Origin of the sequence: Thermofilum sp., from assembly GCF_038871435.1 — an archaeon.
Classification (GTDB): domain Archaea; phylum Thermoproteota; class Thermoprotei; order Thermofilales; family Thermofilaceae; genus Thermofilum; species Thermofilum adornatum.
This window is the reverse complement of record NZ_JAVZIC010000002.1, coordinates 22,718-39,563: the sequence shown is the minus strand read 5'-3', so window position 1 is coordinate 39,563 and position 16,846 is coordinate 22,718. Positions and strand designations below refer to the sequence as shown.

Annotated in this window: 15 protein-coding genes; 10 read left to right on the top strand and 5 right to left on the bottom strand. The window is 47.4% G+C overall.

Annotated features, from left to right (window positions below):
- Positions 1–4 precede the first annotated feature (4 nt).
- On the bottom strand, positions 5–2,050 hold the full coding sequence (locus QXT17_RS02655) for an alpha-amylase family glycosyl hydrolase (protein ID WP_342783062.1): 2,046 nt from the start codon (positions 2,048–2,050) through the stop codon (positions 5–7).
- 150 nt (positions 2,051–2,200) lie between these two features.
- Between QXT17_RS02655 and QXT17_RS02650 the strand changes: the two genes are divergently transcribed.
- From QXT17_RS02650 to QXT17_RS02615, 8 genes are all read left to right on the top strand, one after another.
- Positions 2,201–3,700, top strand: coding sequence for an extracellular solute-binding protein (locus QXT17_RS02650; protein WP_020963310.1), 1,500 nt, complete (start codon positions 2,201–2,203; stop codon positions 3,698–3,700).
- A 42-nt stretch (positions 3,701–3,742) separates the two neighbouring features.
- On the top strand, positions 3,743–5,218 hold the full coding sequence (locus QXT17_RS02645; protein WP_020963311.1) for a carbohydrate ABC transporter permease: 1,476 nt from the start codon (positions 3,743–3,745) through the stop codon (positions 5,216–5,218).
- Positions 5,218–6,072, top strand: a complete 855-nt coding sequence (locus tag QXT17_RS02640; protein WP_342783061.1) for an ABC transporter permease subunit — start codon at positions 5,218–5,220, stop codon at positions 6,070–6,072. Before QXT17_RS02645 ends, QXT17_RS02640 begins: the two co-directional genes overlap by 1 nt.
- 57 nt (positions 6,073–6,129) lie before the next feature.
- Positions 6,130–6,882, top strand: coding sequence for a carotenoid biosynthesis protein (locus tag QXT17_RS02635; protein ID WP_020963313.1), 753 nt, complete (start codon positions 6,130–6,132; stop codon positions 6,880–6,882).
- A gap of 55 nt (positions 6,883–6,937) precedes the next feature.
- On the top strand, positions 6,938–8,374 hold the full coding sequence (locus tag QXT17_RS02630) for an elongator complex protein 3 (RefSeq protein WP_052885705.1): 1,437 nt from the start codon (positions 6,938–6,940) through the stop codon (positions 8,372–8,374).
- A gap of 196 nt (positions 8,375–8,570) precedes the next feature.
- On the top strand, positions 8,571–9,482 hold the full coding sequence (locus tag QXT17_RS02625) for a hypothetical protein (protein WP_020963315.1): 912 nt from the start codon (positions 8,571–8,573) through the stop codon (positions 9,480–9,482).
- A complete protein-coding gene (locus QXT17_RS02620; protein WP_342783060.1) occupies positions 9,457–10,419 on the top strand; it encodes a vWA domain-containing protein in 963 nt (320 codons plus the stop codon). Before QXT17_RS02625 ends, QXT17_RS02620 begins: the two co-directional genes overlap by 26 nt.
- On the top strand, positions 10,416–11,393 hold the full coding sequence (locus QXT17_RS02615) for a VWA domain-containing protein (protein ID WP_020963317.1): 978 nt from the start codon (positions 10,416–10,418) through the stop codon (positions 11,391–11,393). Before QXT17_RS02620 ends, QXT17_RS02615 begins: the two co-directional genes overlap by 4 nt.
- On the opposite strand, the gene QXT17_RS02610 is transcribed toward QXT17_RS02615, so the two are convergent.
- Genes QXT17_RS02610 through QXT17_RS02595 form a run of 4 tightly spaced genes read right to left on the bottom strand, consistent with a single transcriptional unit; the run spans position 11,326 to position 15,028 of the window.
- Entirely contained in the window at positions 11,326–12,273 is a 948-nt protein-coding gene (locus QXT17_RS02610) for a hypothetical protein (RefSeq protein WP_342783059.1), read from the bottom strand. The genes QXT17_RS02615 and QXT17_RS02610 overlap by 68 nt on opposite strands.
- A 13-nt stretch (positions 12,274–12,286) precedes the next feature.
- A complete protein-coding gene (locus tag QXT17_RS02605) occupies positions 12,287–13,087 on the bottom strand; it encodes a hypothetical protein (protein ID WP_342783058.1) in 801 nt (266 codons plus the stop codon).
- Positions 13,059–13,970 carry an ABC transporter ATP-binding protein gene (locus tag QXT17_RS02600; protein WP_342783057.1) on the bottom strand — a complete coding sequence of 304 codons (912 nt, stop codon included), beginning with the start codon at positions 13,968–13,970 and terminating at the stop codon, positions 13,059–13,061. The genes QXT17_RS02605 and QXT17_RS02600 overlap by 29 nt, the downstream gene beginning before the upstream one ends.
- A complete protein-coding gene (locus QXT17_RS02595; RefSeq protein WP_342783056.1) occupies positions 13,970–15,028 on the bottom strand; it encodes an AAA family ATPase in 1,059 nt (352 codons plus the stop codon). Before QXT17_RS02595 ends, QXT17_RS02600 begins: the two co-directional genes overlap by 1 nt.
- A 79-nt stretch (positions 15,029–15,107) precedes the next feature.
- Here QXT17_RS02595 and QXT17_RS02590 point away from each other — a divergent pair, with 79 nt between their 5' ends.
- Entirely contained in the window at positions 15,108–15,962 is an 855-nt protein-coding gene (locus tag QXT17_RS02590; RefSeq protein WP_342783055.1) for a hypothetical protein, read from the top strand.
- A complete protein-coding gene (locus QXT17_RS02585; RefSeq protein ID WP_148682167.1) occupies positions 15,946–16,842 on the top strand; it encodes a DUF58 domain-containing protein in 897 nt (298 codons plus the stop codon). Before QXT17_RS02590 ends, QXT17_RS02585 begins: the two co-directional genes overlap by 17 nt.
- Positions 16,843–16,846: the final 4 nt, after the last annotated feature.

The window sequence follows — 16,846 nt, the reverse complement described above, 5'->3', positions numbered from 1 at the left end:
TCTCTTATTTTTTCTTGTAGAGTATAACCCAGGAATAGGGACCCAGCTCTATTCTTCTAGTTCTCCTGTCACTGTCATACTCCGTGTATTCTTCTTTTAGCGCTACCTCTATATTTCCTTCACGGTTTATTATTAGGAGGACTTCCTCGGAGTCCATCCACCTAGTGATTTTTACTGCCTCCCCGTTGAGGGGCTCGGCGTCGAAGAATCCATACTTTACCGAGAGAAACTTCTTTCTCAGCTCCGAGAGTTTGCGTATAAGTTCAAGCAGTTCAAGGTTCCACTCGTTGGAGTTCCATGTTATAGGCATCCTGTTGTTTGGGTCATGTCCCCCCTTCATCCCGAATTCGTCCCCATAATATATTGAGGGCGAGCCCGGAAGGAGAAACATTGCAACATACAAGGCTTTCAGGCATTTTTCTCCGCACTTTTCTGCAAGTGTCGCTATTCGGGGTGTGTCGTGGCTACCAAGCAGGTTGTACATGGAGTTTGCGGCGTAGAGTGGCATGTCGACGTAAAGATTCTTTACACCCTCAACAAAGCTATAGGCATCGATGGACTTGTTTATGAAAAAGTCTAGCAGGAGTGCCCTGAGGTCGTAATTCATCGCTGAGTCGGCCGTGATGCCTAATGGGTAAAGGCTATCGCCATTCGTGATCTCGAGTATTACTGGACAGCTGGGACACTTCTCTTTTACCTTTTCATAGAAAAACTGCATGGCATCATCTGGGATAGCGTGTCCAACATCTATCCTAAATCCCCTAGCACCCTTCTCGAGCCAGAAATGTGCCAGCTTAACTAGTCTCTCTTTGACTTCAGGGTTCGAGTAGTTAAGCTTAGCCATGAACCAGTTGCAGAAAAACGTCTCGTAGAAAGGCTTTTTTCCCAAAAGATCGCTTGAAGGCTTGTCACAGCCCCCTGACACCAGTTTTCTTAAGGCTTCGAGCTCACCGGGCTCGGGCTCACGGTTAAACCTGAACCACCCCTTGTACCTCGAGTTCTCGTTTAGAATCGCTTCTCTGAACTCATTGCTACATGGCGATACATGGTGGGCGACAACGTCTACAACAACCTTTATGTTTCTTTTTTCTGATTCACGAACAAGTTCCTCCCAGTCTTCCCATGTTCCAATGTCGTCGTCAAGTGAAAAGTGATCGATCACGTCGTAACGGTGATAACTCTGGGCCTTGTAGATGGGTGTGAGATATATAGCGTCGACGCCGAGCGAGGCTATATGGTCGAGGCTAAGCGTAATATCTTTTATTTTTCCGCCTAGCCTTGTTCTAGGCCTGTCCCCCTGTATCACCTTTTTTTCACGTGTAAAGCTGTCCGGAAAAATCAAATAGTAAGTTGCACCGAGAAACCATTCAGCATGATCTACTCCTCTAATAGTGACAGGATAAATGTATTCTTCATCCCCTACGCCATTCTTTCCATAAACGGCGTCTCCGTCCTCAAGCCTAAGTAGAAACCTGTATGCGTCTACCCTGCCAGCCACCCTTCCTTGGAAATAGTCAACAAATTTGTTGCTATGAAACTTCTCCATTTGGACAACTTTTCCTTTACTTGTTTCTATGTAGGCTCCCCTTAGGGTGTTCCTTGGAGCCTTTAGCCTAATAATCGTGTCGCCTAGGTAGTGGCTGATAAAGGCTGGATCGTTTTCGTCATGTATTATGAGCTCTGGAGGTGCTTTTTCCTCCCTCGAGGCCTTAATGAATTCTTCCACGCCAATCATTGCCAGCGAGAACTCTGCCGTATAGTCGCTGTCAGGCCAAGGCTTCAACGTTTCTTTTAATGTGTTTTCCTCGTCTAGAAAGCTGGCTCCACAAGTCGATGCAAACCTGTATGGATACACTCCTTCCCAAAGCTTTACGATGGCTTTTCCACGACTTTCTTCTCTCTTCATTTCTATCCTTCCTGGAAAGTAAGAAGTAAAAGTGGAGACAAGATAAAGGAAGCTTGCCTCTTGCGGCCACCTGCAAGAAAACTCCACAATGTATCTGCCTAGTCTCTTATCTCCTAGCTTTTCGCGTCCTATCACCTTGTACACGGCTTAGACCCTTAGGGTATAATAGTCTATAAATTAAGGCTTTAAGTATTCATAGATCGTGTTAATCGTTGAACAATTTTGGTATTATAAAGTTTTAGCAAAGAAATTTATTTATGGAAGCCCAACAAATATTTAACTGCAGGTGGAAACATGAACATAAGTAGAAACGTGCTCATAGCAATTGTTCTCGTCATTGTAGCTGTCGGCATAATAGGCGCATATTACCTAACCCTGCCCCCATCTCCACAGCCCACACAGCCAAGCCAACCTACTCAACCCTCTCAGCCCTCGCAACCTAGTCAACCCTCCCAGCCGAGCCAGCCTTCCCAGCCCCAGCAGCCCTCACAGCCATCACAGCCCCAGCAGCCTTCTGGCCCAACTCTCCAAACACTCACTATTGGAACAAGCCAGATAAGAGTCCCCAGCGACTTCTACGACTTTGTCCAGAAAGCTAAAGCTGGACAAGTAAAGGTCACAATAAACTTCTGGACTGGGATGAGTGACTGGGAAGTCCAAGTAATGAAACAGGTCATAGACAAATTCCAGAAAGAGTATCCGGGGATAACTATCAAATATACAAATGTCCAGAACCTGAAGGAACAGGTAAAGGCAGGCGTCTTGACAGGGGACATCGAGAACACCGCCCACGTGTTTACTTGGGCACATGACTGGACGGGAGACCTGGCGGACAGCGGGACAATAATCGCGCTTGACCAGTATCTCCCAGTTGAGACCCTGACAGACCTCAAGCAACAATACATGGCTTCTGCCTATTCAAGCGGCGTCTACAAGCTACACTTCTACGGCTTCCCATGGGCGGCAGAAGCAATAGCCCTCGTATGTAACAAGGACTTTGTACCGACGGCTCCACAGACCTGGAGCGACTACGAGAAAATAATGCAACAATGGTACAACCCATCTAAGAACACGTATGGTATAGCCTACCAGATTGACCCCTACCACGTCTACCCATTTGTTACCGCATTTGGAGGCTTCTACTATGACGACGACAAGAACACGGCCGGAGTCAACACAACTGGCACCCTCGAGGGGCTAAAGTTCTACATCACCCACGTTATGAAGTACATGTATACGTCTGACACAGGCATGGAGACCCAGCTCAAAATACTCCTCGAAAAGAGAACCCCATGCATGGTTACGGGCCCATGGAACATAAAGACAATCAAGGAAACGATTCCAAACACTGTTGTGTACCCGATTCCATCAATCGACGGGAAGACTCCGAGGCCCTTCTCTGGAATCAAGCTACTATGGATCACGAGTGTCGTTGCCAACGACAAGAACAGGCTCTATGCATCCATCCTATTCTCGATGTGGTTCACACTCAACGATGACACATTGAAGACCCTGGTCGACGCGGGATACATCCCAGTAAAGCTATCCATACTACAATACCTACAAGCTAATGCAGACAAGTACCCGACAACCCTCGGCTTTGCACAGTCAGTCTCAAACAGCGTTCCAATGCCCAAATCCGCGAACATGCAGTACGTCTGGGCTCCAGTCTCCGACGTTCTAAACTCAGTGTTGACAACCTACAATGAGAAGGGTCCCGACGCCGCTGTCCAGGCGCTGAGCCAGCTACTTAACGATGCACAGGCAAAGATCCTAGCAAAAATAAAGAGTTAAAGTCTAGACAAGGGAAGAATAATAAGATAAAGAGGTTTTTTTATGGCCAAGTCCAAGAGTAAAGGTTTGTATCCCTCACACGTAGCTTTCATGCTTATCTTCCTGAGTCTGGCCATGTACCTCTTCTTCTCAATATGGCCAATAGCATACTCGATCTATGTTGCCTTTACAGACGCCAACAATTACAACATAGCCTCTGAGCCCAGGATACGTGAACTCCAGGCACAGCGCGCCAACATAATCAACTATCTCCAGAATAACCGGGAAAACGTTTTGAAACAGGTTTATGCAGTAGATAATTATCTCGGGAATGCCTATTCCTCCTTGCTTACGCTGAAACAAATTATACAGTCCTCTACGCCTCAGAACTTTTCAGTTGCGAAGATCTCCGAGATAAGAGGCACCACTGACAATGCTCTTGCATATGCCTCAAACATAATAACGAGTAACACAACTTTTCTCTACTACTATGCCAATCTAGGCGATGTTGTCTCCAAGGCTGTTACCCTTATTGATGGAGGCATCTGGGCGGACATCGACAAAATAGTAGGATTTAAGCTTATCCTGACCGAGGACGACCTCGCACAGCTCAGGACAAGCGTTGTCCCAAAAATAGACCAAGCCCTGTCACTTCTACAGACGGCTAGAGACATGCTAAGGCAAATCGAGACAAACTATGACTCTTTTGTCGCGTCTGCTACTAAAGGCCTAGACGAGGAGATAGACAAAATATCCATGCACTTTGTTGGCCTCAAGAACTTTGAAACCCTTTTCTCGGATTCGAGGTTCCCTAACTCAATATACAAGACACTTCTTTTTGTCCTTACAAGCGTGCCATTAAAGGTAGCGGTCGGAGTCTTCCTGGCTTTCCTCTTCTCGTCAGAGCTCATCTATGGGAGAAAAATAATGAGGGCGGCTTTGCTTGTCCCTTGGGCGTTGCCCGTGCTCCTCTCTGTCACAACGTGGAGAATGTTTATGGCCCCACAGATGGGTCCATTGTGGTACTTCCTTAAAGGCCTTGGCATCGACATAAACATCTATAACAGGGAGTGGGACGCCTTCCTGGCCTACAACATCGTGGAAATGTGGCTAGCCTATCCATTCATAATGACTGTCACGATGGCCGCTATCACCTCTATACCTAAGGAGCTCATTGAGTCCGCGATGGTTGACGGTGCATCTGTCTGGCAGAGATTTAAAGACATAATGCTACCCCTAATCTCTAGGCCAGTACTATTCGCCAGCATACTGACGGCTGGAGCATCTTTACAGGCATTCATGGTTCCTCTACTCATAAACAATGGAGGACCAACAAAGGACATCCAGTTCTTGTGGTTCCCACGGACGACCGGAGGCGTAAACGAGATGATTGTTCTCTTCGGCTACAATAGGGCCTACCTAGACCAGCTATACGGATTGTCAGCAGCGGCTTACCTCGTAGTTGTAGCCATACTGTTCATATACGCGCTCATATGGTACTTCCTAATCTACAAGAGGACGACTCCAGGTGGTATGTGATGGTCGGAAGGTACTGGTACCGATTTGTAGCATCAATAGTCTTGACAACCTTCGGTGCACTAATCGTCTTTATCCTATTATACCCAGTTCTCTTTGCCTTGCTGTCAAGCCTCGTAAGGGGACAAATGATCGTAACAGACATTTCGCAAATAGCAAAGGCCGGACTGTCGTTAGAGCACTATGTAAAGGCTATAAGCGACCCACGATTCATTAACGACACGCTCCTCAGCCTCCTAGTAGCACTCATAAACATAATATTTGCTCTCGTAGTGATTACTCCAGCTGCCTATGCATTTTCAAGGTTCAGGTTCCCAGGCAGGGACACGTTGCTGGTAGCATACCTGGTAATGAACCAGGTCGGTGGAGGATTCGGTGTGGCCGCAGTCATAGCGCTCTACGTAATGTTGCTAAAACTCAACCAGCTCGGGTTACCAGTCATCGGGAACCCAGTCGTCTTGGCGGCTATCTATACCGCGGGAGCAGTACCATTCCAGACCTGGATGGTCAAAAACTACCTGGACGCCTTGCCGAGGGAGATAGACGAGTCCGCGTTCATTGACGGCGCCAACTGGAGACAAATAATATTCGACGTAGTCCTTCCCGCCTCGAAGCCAACAATGGTGGTCATCGCGCTCTTCGCCTTTATGGGCGCCTGGGGAGAATTCATCATTGCAAACTTCCTAAGGGTGGAGACCCTGGCCGCATACGTCTATGCCACTGCGACAGGCCAGACAATTTTCTGGAGCGACTTTGCGGCTAGAACCCTTCTCTTCGCTATACCAATCATAGCGATATATGTGTTTACACAGAAATACATAGGAGAAGCAATGAGGTACGGCGCTGCCAAGATATAACAATGACTTTTTTCAAAGTAGAAAATTACTAATATTTTCTCGCACCTTTTTAGATCTATGGCTGGTAGACTCGCCTTAGCCGCTATTCTCCTTGGAACGGGCTACCTATTGTCTTTTACATTTGCGCTGTTTCTTCCCAGGCAAGTCGGCGAGACCCTGTTGCTTGGATTCCTCGTAGCATCTTTACTCGCCGCATATAAAGAGTGGAAAGAGGCGCCCCTACTCGTAATACTCGGCTCACTGGTAGGATTCTTTTCAGAGTTTCTGGGGCTAAGCTTCGGCGTCCCGTTTGGACGCTACAGGTATCTAAGATTCAGGAACGCTACGCTTTTTAACGTACCTATCCCAATCATCATTGCATGGGGAACGTACCTCTACACATCATATCTCGCGTCACTACCCCTGACGAGAGACAAGTGGAGAAGGCTCGTACTGGCATCCCTACTCATGGTTCTGTTAGACCTCGCCATAGACCCTGCCATGGTTAGTGCTGGCTTTTGGGAATGGCTCGATACTGGGTCATGGTTTGGAATACCCATGTTAAACTTTGTAGGCTGGTTTACCGTATCCTTTGTTGCTACGCTCCTATACACACAAATAGCGAAAAGCAATCCAGAGGGAAGCCCAGCACTCTATCTCCCGTACTTGGCTACCTATCCGCAACTCTTCTACTTTGCTAATGGAGAAGCTCTTCTAGCTGTCTCTATCAGCTTCACAATTGCAATATTAATTTTCGGTCTAGTCTTACAAAGGTACATCACCAAGAAATTGCCTGTGGCGACCCGTAGAGAGCAATACATCCATTCATGAACAACGTTTTGGTTTAACCTTTAAAGCCGGCATGTACAATTATCATATGGGAGTTATGCAGGAGGCTGTAAAGAAGCCCATCAAGCCTACAAGGATGCTCTCAGGGGTCCACGTCTTCGCAGTCATGGCTAAGCCCTACCCATGTCCACATGGAAAATGCCTCTACTGTCCCGGGGGACCAGACAAGGGCACACCCCAAAGCTATGTTGGCAACGAGCCTGCACTAATGAGGGCGATACATGCTGGCTTCGACCCATACCTACAGGTAAAGCTCAGGCTCAAACAGTACCAGGCCATGGGACATCTCCCCAGCAAGGCAGAGGTAGTAATTATGGGCGGGACCTTCAACGCCATGCCCCGAGACTACCAGGTATGGTTCGTCACGAGGATGTTTGAGGCCTTCAACAGGTACCCCGAGGATCCACCTGAAGAACTGCCGAGCCTAGAGGAGGCCCAGCTACGAAACGAGACCGCACAAATCAGGGTCGTCGGGCTGACAATCGAGACCAGGCCGGACTGGGCCAGAGAGGGGGACGCAGACTGGTTCCTCTATCTGGGCGCCACAAAAATAGAGATCGGAGTCCAGAGCATCCACGAAGACGTCCTGAAAAGGGTCAACCGGGGCCACGGGGTAAAAGAGGTCGTAGAGGCGACGCGCATACTGAAGGACGCGGGCTTCAAGGTCGTATACCACATTATGCCGGGTCTGCCGGGATCCAACTTTGATAGGGACATAGAGATGGTTAGAGAAATCTTCAGCAATCCAGACTTCATGCCAGACATGCTAAAGATCTACCCAACCCTCGTCATGGAGGGTACAGGCCTCTACGAGCAATGGAGAAGAGGTCTCTACAAGCCGTTGACCGACGAGGAGGCAGCAGAACTCATCTCCGAGATGTACAGGTACATTCCACGTTGGGTCCGCGTAATAAGGGTTCAACGCGACGTCCCAGCTAACCAGATAATAGCGGGGCCTAAAAAGTCAAACCTGCGCGAGCTCGTCGAGAGAAAAGCGATAGAGAAGGGGATCACAATCAACGACATTAGGTACAGGGAGGTCAGCCGCCAGATAAGGAGAGGTATAGTCCCCAAGGAAATAAGGATAACAAGGGAAACATACCAAGCAAGCATGGGCGAAGAAATTTTCCTCGCCGCAGAGGACCCGGAAAACAACGTCCTCGTAGGGCTCATAAGGATGAGGATTCCCTCCCAATACGCGCACCGCTGGGAAATAGACGGCAGAACCGCGATCATAAGGGAGCTACACGTCTACGGCCCAGAGGTACCAATAGGCGGGTACGACGAAGAGGCGTGGCAACACAAGGGCTGGGGCTCCAAGCTCCTAAAAGAAGCCGAAAGAATAGCCTTGGAGGAATACGACAGAACCAAGATGCTTGTCTTGTCAGGTGTAGGTGCGAGGGAATACTATAGAAAACACGGCTATACGAGACCCAGGGACTCGCCATACATGACGAAGATTCTTCAACCCTAAATGTATCAAAAAACAGGAATACTTTTACTAATGGGGCTTTATTTTCCTCCTGGGAAGTTCTGTTAACAATTGAGCGCGACATTCAAACATTTACGATTCCACAAAGAGTGAAATGAGTCTCACATGTCGCTCTAACTTAGGTTGCTTTGAAGTCAAGATTATATATGTATTACTTGGCTGTAATCTTAGATTTGAAGTGGTTCGGAAAGAAAAGCTACCCCTCGATATCTCTGTTGTTTTTTCTCTCCTAGCGATGGTTCTCGCGTCTCTATATATCATTTACAGCTATTGGCCAATTGTGCCGAGCAGGCCAAATATAAATGTTCTCGAGGAATACGTTAAGGCCGTTATGTATCTTAACAAGTCGGCTCTAGCTATCGAGTCGGAGCTAGCTGGCTACCCAATCCAAGCTCTGGACTTTACCCCAGAGGAAGCCGTTACAAACAGAAACAAGCTTGAGATGTATGTTGACAACTTGTCTCATGCATACGGCTCTATGGATACTTTCATTGTACAAGTGGCCAGGAGCTATCTATACGTTGCTGAGGCCTCGTCTAATTCTTCACTGGCACTTGTATCACTAAACAATACGGGGAAAGAGCTAAAGGAGGCTCTAGCGCTCCTGGCTAGGTGTAGAATAGACGAGGCTCTGGAACGCTACAGTGAAATCGAGCTGAGGATACTTAACGCTACATATCAAATAGAAAACGCCAACAATGCGCTATCAAAGGTAAACAAGGCTACGGTAGCCGAAAACCATGTCAGCATAATCGACTCCTCTCAAGAGAGGCTCTGGAAAAGCCTAAACTCTCTTAGAAACGCCACTCTCCTAATGGAAACAGCACGAAAATACGGAAGCTTGCTGAAAATCTTGTGTAGTGGGAATTCTCCTGGCACAGATAACCTATTGAGCAACTTGCTCAATGATGCAAGTAAGGTAAAGGCTACGGGACCTTTGGCCCCCGACATTATGAATGCTAGGAACGCGATTATAGGACTCGTTGCCAGAAACCCAGCCGGCCAAGAGAGGCAAATTAGTTCAGGTCAGAGTTCATCTGGAGATCAGGGTGGTGGCGCAGGCTATGTTCCCCCAAGCTCTGACGACTAGCATTGGATTCGAAGAGCCCCAAATGCTATTACTAATACCCGCTTCGACAATTGTCCTGCTTTTTCTCTATGTACGTGGCAGAAAAAAGTCCCAGACATTGGCTAGGCGTCTCGGCAAAGCTGGTGGTTCAAGGTGGCCACTCCTATTTGTCTTTGCAAAGTTTGCCACGGCAGTCTTAATATGTGTAGCAGCCGCACAGCCATATGTTTTGACCTATACATATGTGACTGTTACGCCCGAGAACGTCCTATACATAAATGCTACCTCGACGAGACTAGTCCTCTTTCTGGACATATCTGCAAGCATGGGAAACACGGATACTTATCCCTCGAGAATCAGTAACGCTGTTGAACTCGTGGAGAAGATAATTGTCACTGCTACGAGCCGGGGCGACTACGTGGACGTCTATGTCTTCAGCGACAAAGTCGAGCCGCTCTGCATATCCCTAAACAGCTCTACAGTGGATGCGTGCATGGCCAAGATAAGGGGTATCAATCTCAAGAAATACTCTGCTATAGGAGACGCCTTTATCTATGGATACATGTATGCTAGAGCTTCCCGTATGCCAGCGGCTATCCTAGTAATAACGGATGGCGCATACAATTATGGCTCATCTCCTTTAGAAGCTCTCCAGAGCATAAAGTCTTCTCGGGTCCCCGTCGCCCTTATCCTGGTCGGCAACGATCCACGTGCCACTGATTTGGAGCAATACTGCAGAGAGAACGGGATACCTACCTACAGGGTCTCTATGGGCTCTGGGGAAGAGGAAGCGTTAAGGTATGTATCTGAGAGACTATATTCGGAGCTTAAATTTGAAGCGTTGGCCGTCTCGGGGCAGACAAAGTTCCAGGTGCCGGTTAAGGACTACACGGTACAGCTTTATCTCTTGGCGCTCCTGGTGCCTCTATTTATCCTCTCTTTGGCGGAGGGCCTATGATCGCAATAAAGAACCCAGTAGCTTTTGCTATGGCTCTAGCTCTTCTCGTGCCAATAGTAGTCTTTTTCCACTATTGGTTCCCAAGAATCTACTCGAAAAGCTACACGTATTACCATCCACTAGTGAGGGTAGTTTCTAGGCGGGTGGCTAGCGCAAAGAAGAATACGAGGATATCTAGTCTCGCTCTCAAGCTCGTAATGGCTGTCCTCCTTTCTCTGGCTCTTTCACAGCCCTACCTAGTAATACAGGAACAAGTCTACCTAGAATCAAAGCAGGTCTCTGAGCTAAGACTCAATACAAGGCCTGCACTAATAATTATTCTAGACACCTCTGGGAGCATGGGTGAAAACGCAAAGCTAGAAACCGCGAAAAATGCAATAAAGAGCTTCCTAGCAAGCCTGTCGAGTGACATCGATGTTGGCTTCATAGACTTCGCGCACTCCATAAAGCAGGCGTTGCCCCCAGCCATGAACAGGAGCCTAATTCTCAATGCCGTATCTTGGGCTACTGCCGACGGGGGCACAATGTACACGTATCCACTCAAGACCGCTCTAAACTGGCTGAAGCCCTACCGCGACCTGAACGCTTCGGCGTCTGTTGTCTTCGTTTCGGACGGCATGCCTGGCGACTTATTAGAGTATAGAGACGTACTGGCAAGCTTCAAGGAACAAAAGATACCAATCTATACAGTGTTTATAGGCATGGAAAACGAGGGCATAAACGAGATGAAGTACATAGCTTCAGAGACCCGAGGAGAAGCCTTTGTAGCGGAAACTGTCGATAGCCTTGCAGATGTCCTAAACACTGCACTTGAAAAAGCTACGCAGTCCATCCAGAAAGTAGAGGTCAACACCAGAATAACGAAAACAGTTAATGTTTACAGGTCTTTGAACAGCATAATCCTAGCTATACTTGTTTTCCTCTATCTCTTCTACCGATACATGGCATATAGGCAAGCCGGGACAACTTTTTGATGAAGCGCTTCACCTCCTTATACTCGTCTGGGCGAAGCCTATAGTGGAGATACAGTCCGCCCAAAAACACTACCAGAAATGCTGAGACCCTTAGTAGGTGACTTGTTTGTGGTCGTAAGATTATATTTTCGGAGATAGTTGCATGCACATCAACGATGATATCTAGGACTGCTGATATTTCCTTCAAAACTGATTCGGAGACACCATACTTCGTCGAGTTAACTACCATGTCTATCAGCCTGTCTATCCTCGTAGCATTTATTGGGGACGAGAAAGGCTTGATGACTGTGTCCCGGGCTATGCACATTTCCACCACTTGAACATTGCCTAGCCGTGGAAGGCTCTGGGCCTTGCACTGTAGAAAGGCAGGCGGAGCATTTAGTACTATCTGGGTACAATTTATTTTTTCTATTGCTTTTTGTTCGAGTTGCCTCCTTATTTCTAGGTAGGCGTCCCTAGAAATTAGTGGAATATAGAATGAATAGTTTAAACTGCTGGTTTCGGCACTGATTATTCTCTGTACATCGAGAGAAAAAGGCTTAGTTATTTCGAAAATTCTCACGGAAATATTGGAGCTAGACGGGCCGAGCTGAGAAGCAAAAATGTTTACATTCACCAGCAGATTGTTTACCGATGTGTTGTACACATAGAGGTCGGAAGGAGGCACCTGAAGAGGAAGGCTTTGATAAAAGACGTCGTACATATAGAGGTAACAGACCTTGTCGCCAACAATAGAGACAGCTGCTTTTCTAGTAGCCACAGATAAGGACAAAGTGTAAAAGCTTTGATAAACAGAGGTTTCATGTAGCATTGCCCATCCAAGGATAGCTAGGACAACTATAGAGGAAATAACCAAAGAAACAAGCAGAACTTTAATCATTCTAGCCACCCCTCTATAGATCTTTCCTTTTGAATCTCAAGAAGATCAACCCCCCTAAGAACATGAGAGAGAATATAGAAGAGGCGAGTATTTCCCATGGACTTGGCAGGGGGTTTTGTCCAGGCATAGGTATCGTTGACTGTGTATACATCAGGTAATAATAGTTGTAAGTGTATGGAGAGAGAAATGAAAAAATCCAAGTAACTGTGTACATCGCTTGGTAGTATTGGGGTGGGAGATTACCGTAGTAAATGATGGATACCAGGATGCTGAGAAAAAGAGGAACAAAGAAGGCAAGCATTGTTCCAAGGAAGGAGGCTAGCCCTTCTCGCCCAGATATAGCTAGAAATAGAACGAATGTCCCATGGACGGATAATTCTGCCAAGATGTAGATAAGCTGAAGGTATAACGTAGAGCTCGACAAAGCTTTTGGGGCGACGGTGATTACTATCATGAGGAATGTGGAAAGAAGAACAAGCGCCGGCAAGAAGACTACCACGAGAAACGTGCTGGCAAGGTATTCTGTCCTCTTAAGTGTATGGGCCAGGTAGAGCTCTGCCTCGCCTGACGAGATTTCCCTCGCTGCGCGGGAAGCCTGGATACTCGAGAAGATCTTATAAATAATGATTGCGATGAAGAGTGGCCCGTAAAGCCACAGTGAAAATGTTTGCCCGGCGCCAAAAATTATGAGGAAGACTGCCAGCAGTAAGTTGGACACGATTATTGCAACAACGTAGGATGACAGATATCTATTCGCCGTGAAGGAGGCGTGTTCGTAAATTTTCCTAAGATCTACTCCCAACGATCTTACCATACAGGTCACCCAGACTGGCGGTTTTAAAACTAAAACCGGTTACAATCTGGCCTAGTTCGGAAAGGAGCCCCTCAAATGACTTATAGTATTCCGGCTCAACCGCCACCTCTAACAAGCTTTTGTCTACCTTCTTGACAAGCTTTATGTAGGGCTTTTCTATAAGAATTCTGGCCAGAGTATTGATGTCTCGTGTTTCAATTGTAAAGACGGCTTCCGTCATGTATTTTTTCCATAGGTCCCCCAAATATCCATAGTCGAGTACCATACCCTTGTCGATGAAGACACAATAGCTTGAGACCTCCTGGAGCTCTGGGATTATGTGAGAAGAAATTATCATAGAAACCCCCAGCTCCTTATGGAGAAGCTTTAAAAGCTCAAGAATCTCTCGCCTCGACGCAGGGTCAAGGTTTGCAGTTGGCTCGTCTAGAACCAGGAGCTCGGGGTCTCCCAGGAGGCTCTGAGCTATGCCTACCCGCTGTATATATCCCCTTGACAATTCGCCAATCTTTGTGTCAAGCACCTTTTCGAGTCCCACGAGCCTAACTAAGCGGTTGAGGTCGGTCTTACCTACCTTCCTGAGTCTTGCCAGGTGCTCTAAAAAATCTTCAACAGGCAGATCCATCGGGTAGACAGGTTTCTCAGGCATAAACCCTATTCGCTTTCTTACTTCTTCTCTTCTAAACGGGTCTTCTCCGAAAACAGTTAAATTACCCTTTGTTGGCCTAAGAAAACCCATGATAAGCTTCATCGAAGTGGTTTTACCAGCGCCATTCGGTCCCAAGAATGCAGTAATGCTCCTTTCGGGAATCGTGAAGGACGCCTCTCTTAAGGCCACCGTGTTCCTGAACCTTTTGGTTACGCCGCTGAACTCTACTATAGCCATTACTTGCCTCCCCTAGCCACCTTTCTCGCGAGTTCCAGGCCTTCACTTATCACAGATAAGCGAGCCTTAAATCCTCCGCCCCTCTCGATTACAGTCTCTGGGTTTGGTATAACCCTGTGGTTGAGAACGTAGTAAGAGGCTTGGTCTATATCCTCTACTGTTACAGTCTCCGAGCCCCTTAACGTGGCAAGCACTTTTGAGAGCCTAAGCAAGGCTATCGTAGCCCTAGGGCTAGCTCCAAGCTCGAAGTACCTAGAGATAGAGTCGAAGGTCTCAGGCCTAGTCGCCCTCACCAGGGACACAGCATAGTTTAGGGTTGAGCTGTCGACCTTCACGTTCCTTGCAATGTATTCTTGGGCCGCTATTATCCATGCAGGCTCAACCACTTTTTCTAGGTCTTCCAGTGGCTCAGTCAGCCTGTAAAGATGTAGCTCGCTTATCTTCCTCTCCTCTTCTAGGCTAGAAGGATAACCCATAAACACCCTTACCATGAACCTGTCAAGCTGGGCCTCGGGAAGGGGATACGTGCCCTCTTGCTCGACCGGGTTCTGCGTGGCAAGTACAAAGAAGAATTTGCCGGCTTCTCTGTCTTCAAGCCTGTAGGTTTTGCCCCCGATCGTGACTTCTCTCTCCTGCATTGCCTGTAAGAGCGCCGACTGTGTTCTCGGTACGGCCCTGTTGATCTCGTCTGCTAGAACTATGTATGCAAAAATTGGTCCAAACCTTGTCTCAAACTCTCTGCTTGCAACGTTGAATATCTGGGACCCAGTTATATCGGCAGGCATGAGGTCTGGCGTGAACTGTATACGTGAGAAGCCCACAAAGGGGACACCATTAATCGTGAATTTGTCTTTATCTGACAAGCCAAGGGTCTTCCCAAGCGCCTTAACCAGGGTTGTCTTTGCGATGCCTGGAACACCCTCCAGCAAGACATGTCCATTTGCTAGTAGGGTTGCAAGCACTATCCTTTTTTCATCTGGGTAGCCGACTACAGCCCTGTTCAGCTGTCTCAAGATATCTAGGGAGCATTGCCTTATTGAATCGGCATCAAGCCTCATGGTGGCCACTTCATTAAGTATATTACAATAACAATCGTGACATTTATATAGGTTATTTAAGAATCATTTCGGGGTTCTCGTGGAAAAGAAGTTTTACAGCATAGACGAGCTGAAAAATGCAACGATAATTGACTCGGAGGGCCTTCTATACGGCTATGTCGAAGACATAACTATCGAAGAATCCAATGCCAAGCTAGTTGCCTACACCCTGTTCAAGATAAACGAGCCAGCTATAAACGTTGAAAAGCTTAAGTCTATCCTCTCTAGCCGTGTCTCTTTGGAAGGCAATGAGCCCCTCGAAACCCTTGTGGCTCTAGCAAGGAAAGAAAACATAGAAATACCTTGGCAGGTTACCGAGAAGGAGGTCAAATGGATAAAAGGCTACGTCCCCTTGTCTGAAGTGGTACTCATCGACTCAAAGCAACTTTTCATTGACGATACAAGAGCCCACATCAAAATTGTTCTCCTCTCTACCCCCCGAGAAGCAATTTTCCGCGGGCTCCCAGTAAACCCCAACAGTCAAACCTACAGGCCTCAGCATGTACTCGGCAAACTTGTCATTAGCGCTTCTCGTGGCATTTTGGGTGTAGCAGAGGAAATCGTTGTGAGTCCAGGAATGCTCGGCTTTAGGGTCTACCGGGTGAGGAGCAGGAAAAAAGTTGTCAACTGGATAGCTTTTACTGCCCATGTTAAGAGGATGGGCCTAAAGGAAGCCTACGAAAAACTCGTAGAATTTAGAGACCCATACAAGTACAGCAAGGTAGACCTCTCATTGACCAACGAGATTGAACAGCTCCTAGAAGGAATGAAGGAGAAGGAGAAAATACTTGGAGCCATGCAGAACTATATAGAGACCGAGGAAGCAGGAACAGAATACGTAGACATTCCATATAGCGAAATAGTAAGGGTTGGGGAATTTGTCATCTCGAGATAGGCTCTGCACTATCGCTAGGACATACGCCTTGCTTGGACAAGCAAAAGCCACATCCATGGAACTGGGGGTAAGCAAGTCCAGATTCCTCGGAATCGGGATCGAATACGCGGATCGTAGGGAATACCAGGACACAGACGACGTCAGGTACGTGGACTGGACCCTCACAGCTAGATCCATAAATCCAAATACTGGAGAATACAAGCCATACACCAAAGTGTTCCACGTCGAACAAATGAAGAACTTAATCCTCGTCGCAGACCTCACAGACTCGATGCTCATATACGAGAAGATAGCCTCCCTATTCTACATATCCTCACTAATCCTCGAATTATCACACAGACTCTCAGACAAGGTGAGCCTCGTAGCCCTCGCACATAAACCCAGGCTCTACACGGGACTCAAGGGGAGACAAGCGATACATCTACTCGAACAAATAATATGTAACAGCTCGCAGACAGGCGGGAACACACCGCTAAGCGCCGTCCTGAGCACCGTCAAAGCTTATGCAAAGAAAAATACCACGCTCACAGTAATTACCGACTACGCGCACGACCCAGAGGAATTCTCCATGCTGGCAAAGCTGAAAAACACGCTAATGACGCCCACAGCCATATACCTCGTAGCCCATATGTGGGAAACACAGCTACCGGCAACAGGCACCACGGCGACCCTTTTGGACCCGGAAACAGGCACTCTCATCACTGGCAGACTAGAAGAAGTATACAAGGCAATAAACACTCACATCACCCACGTCCAGGCGATCCTCTCGAAAGCCAGGATAAGTCACCTGGAAATACAGGGAATAGGCGACGCACAGATGCGAACAGTCAAAATAATAGAGACATACCTAAAAGCAAGACAGCTAGCAATAAACGTATAACTTA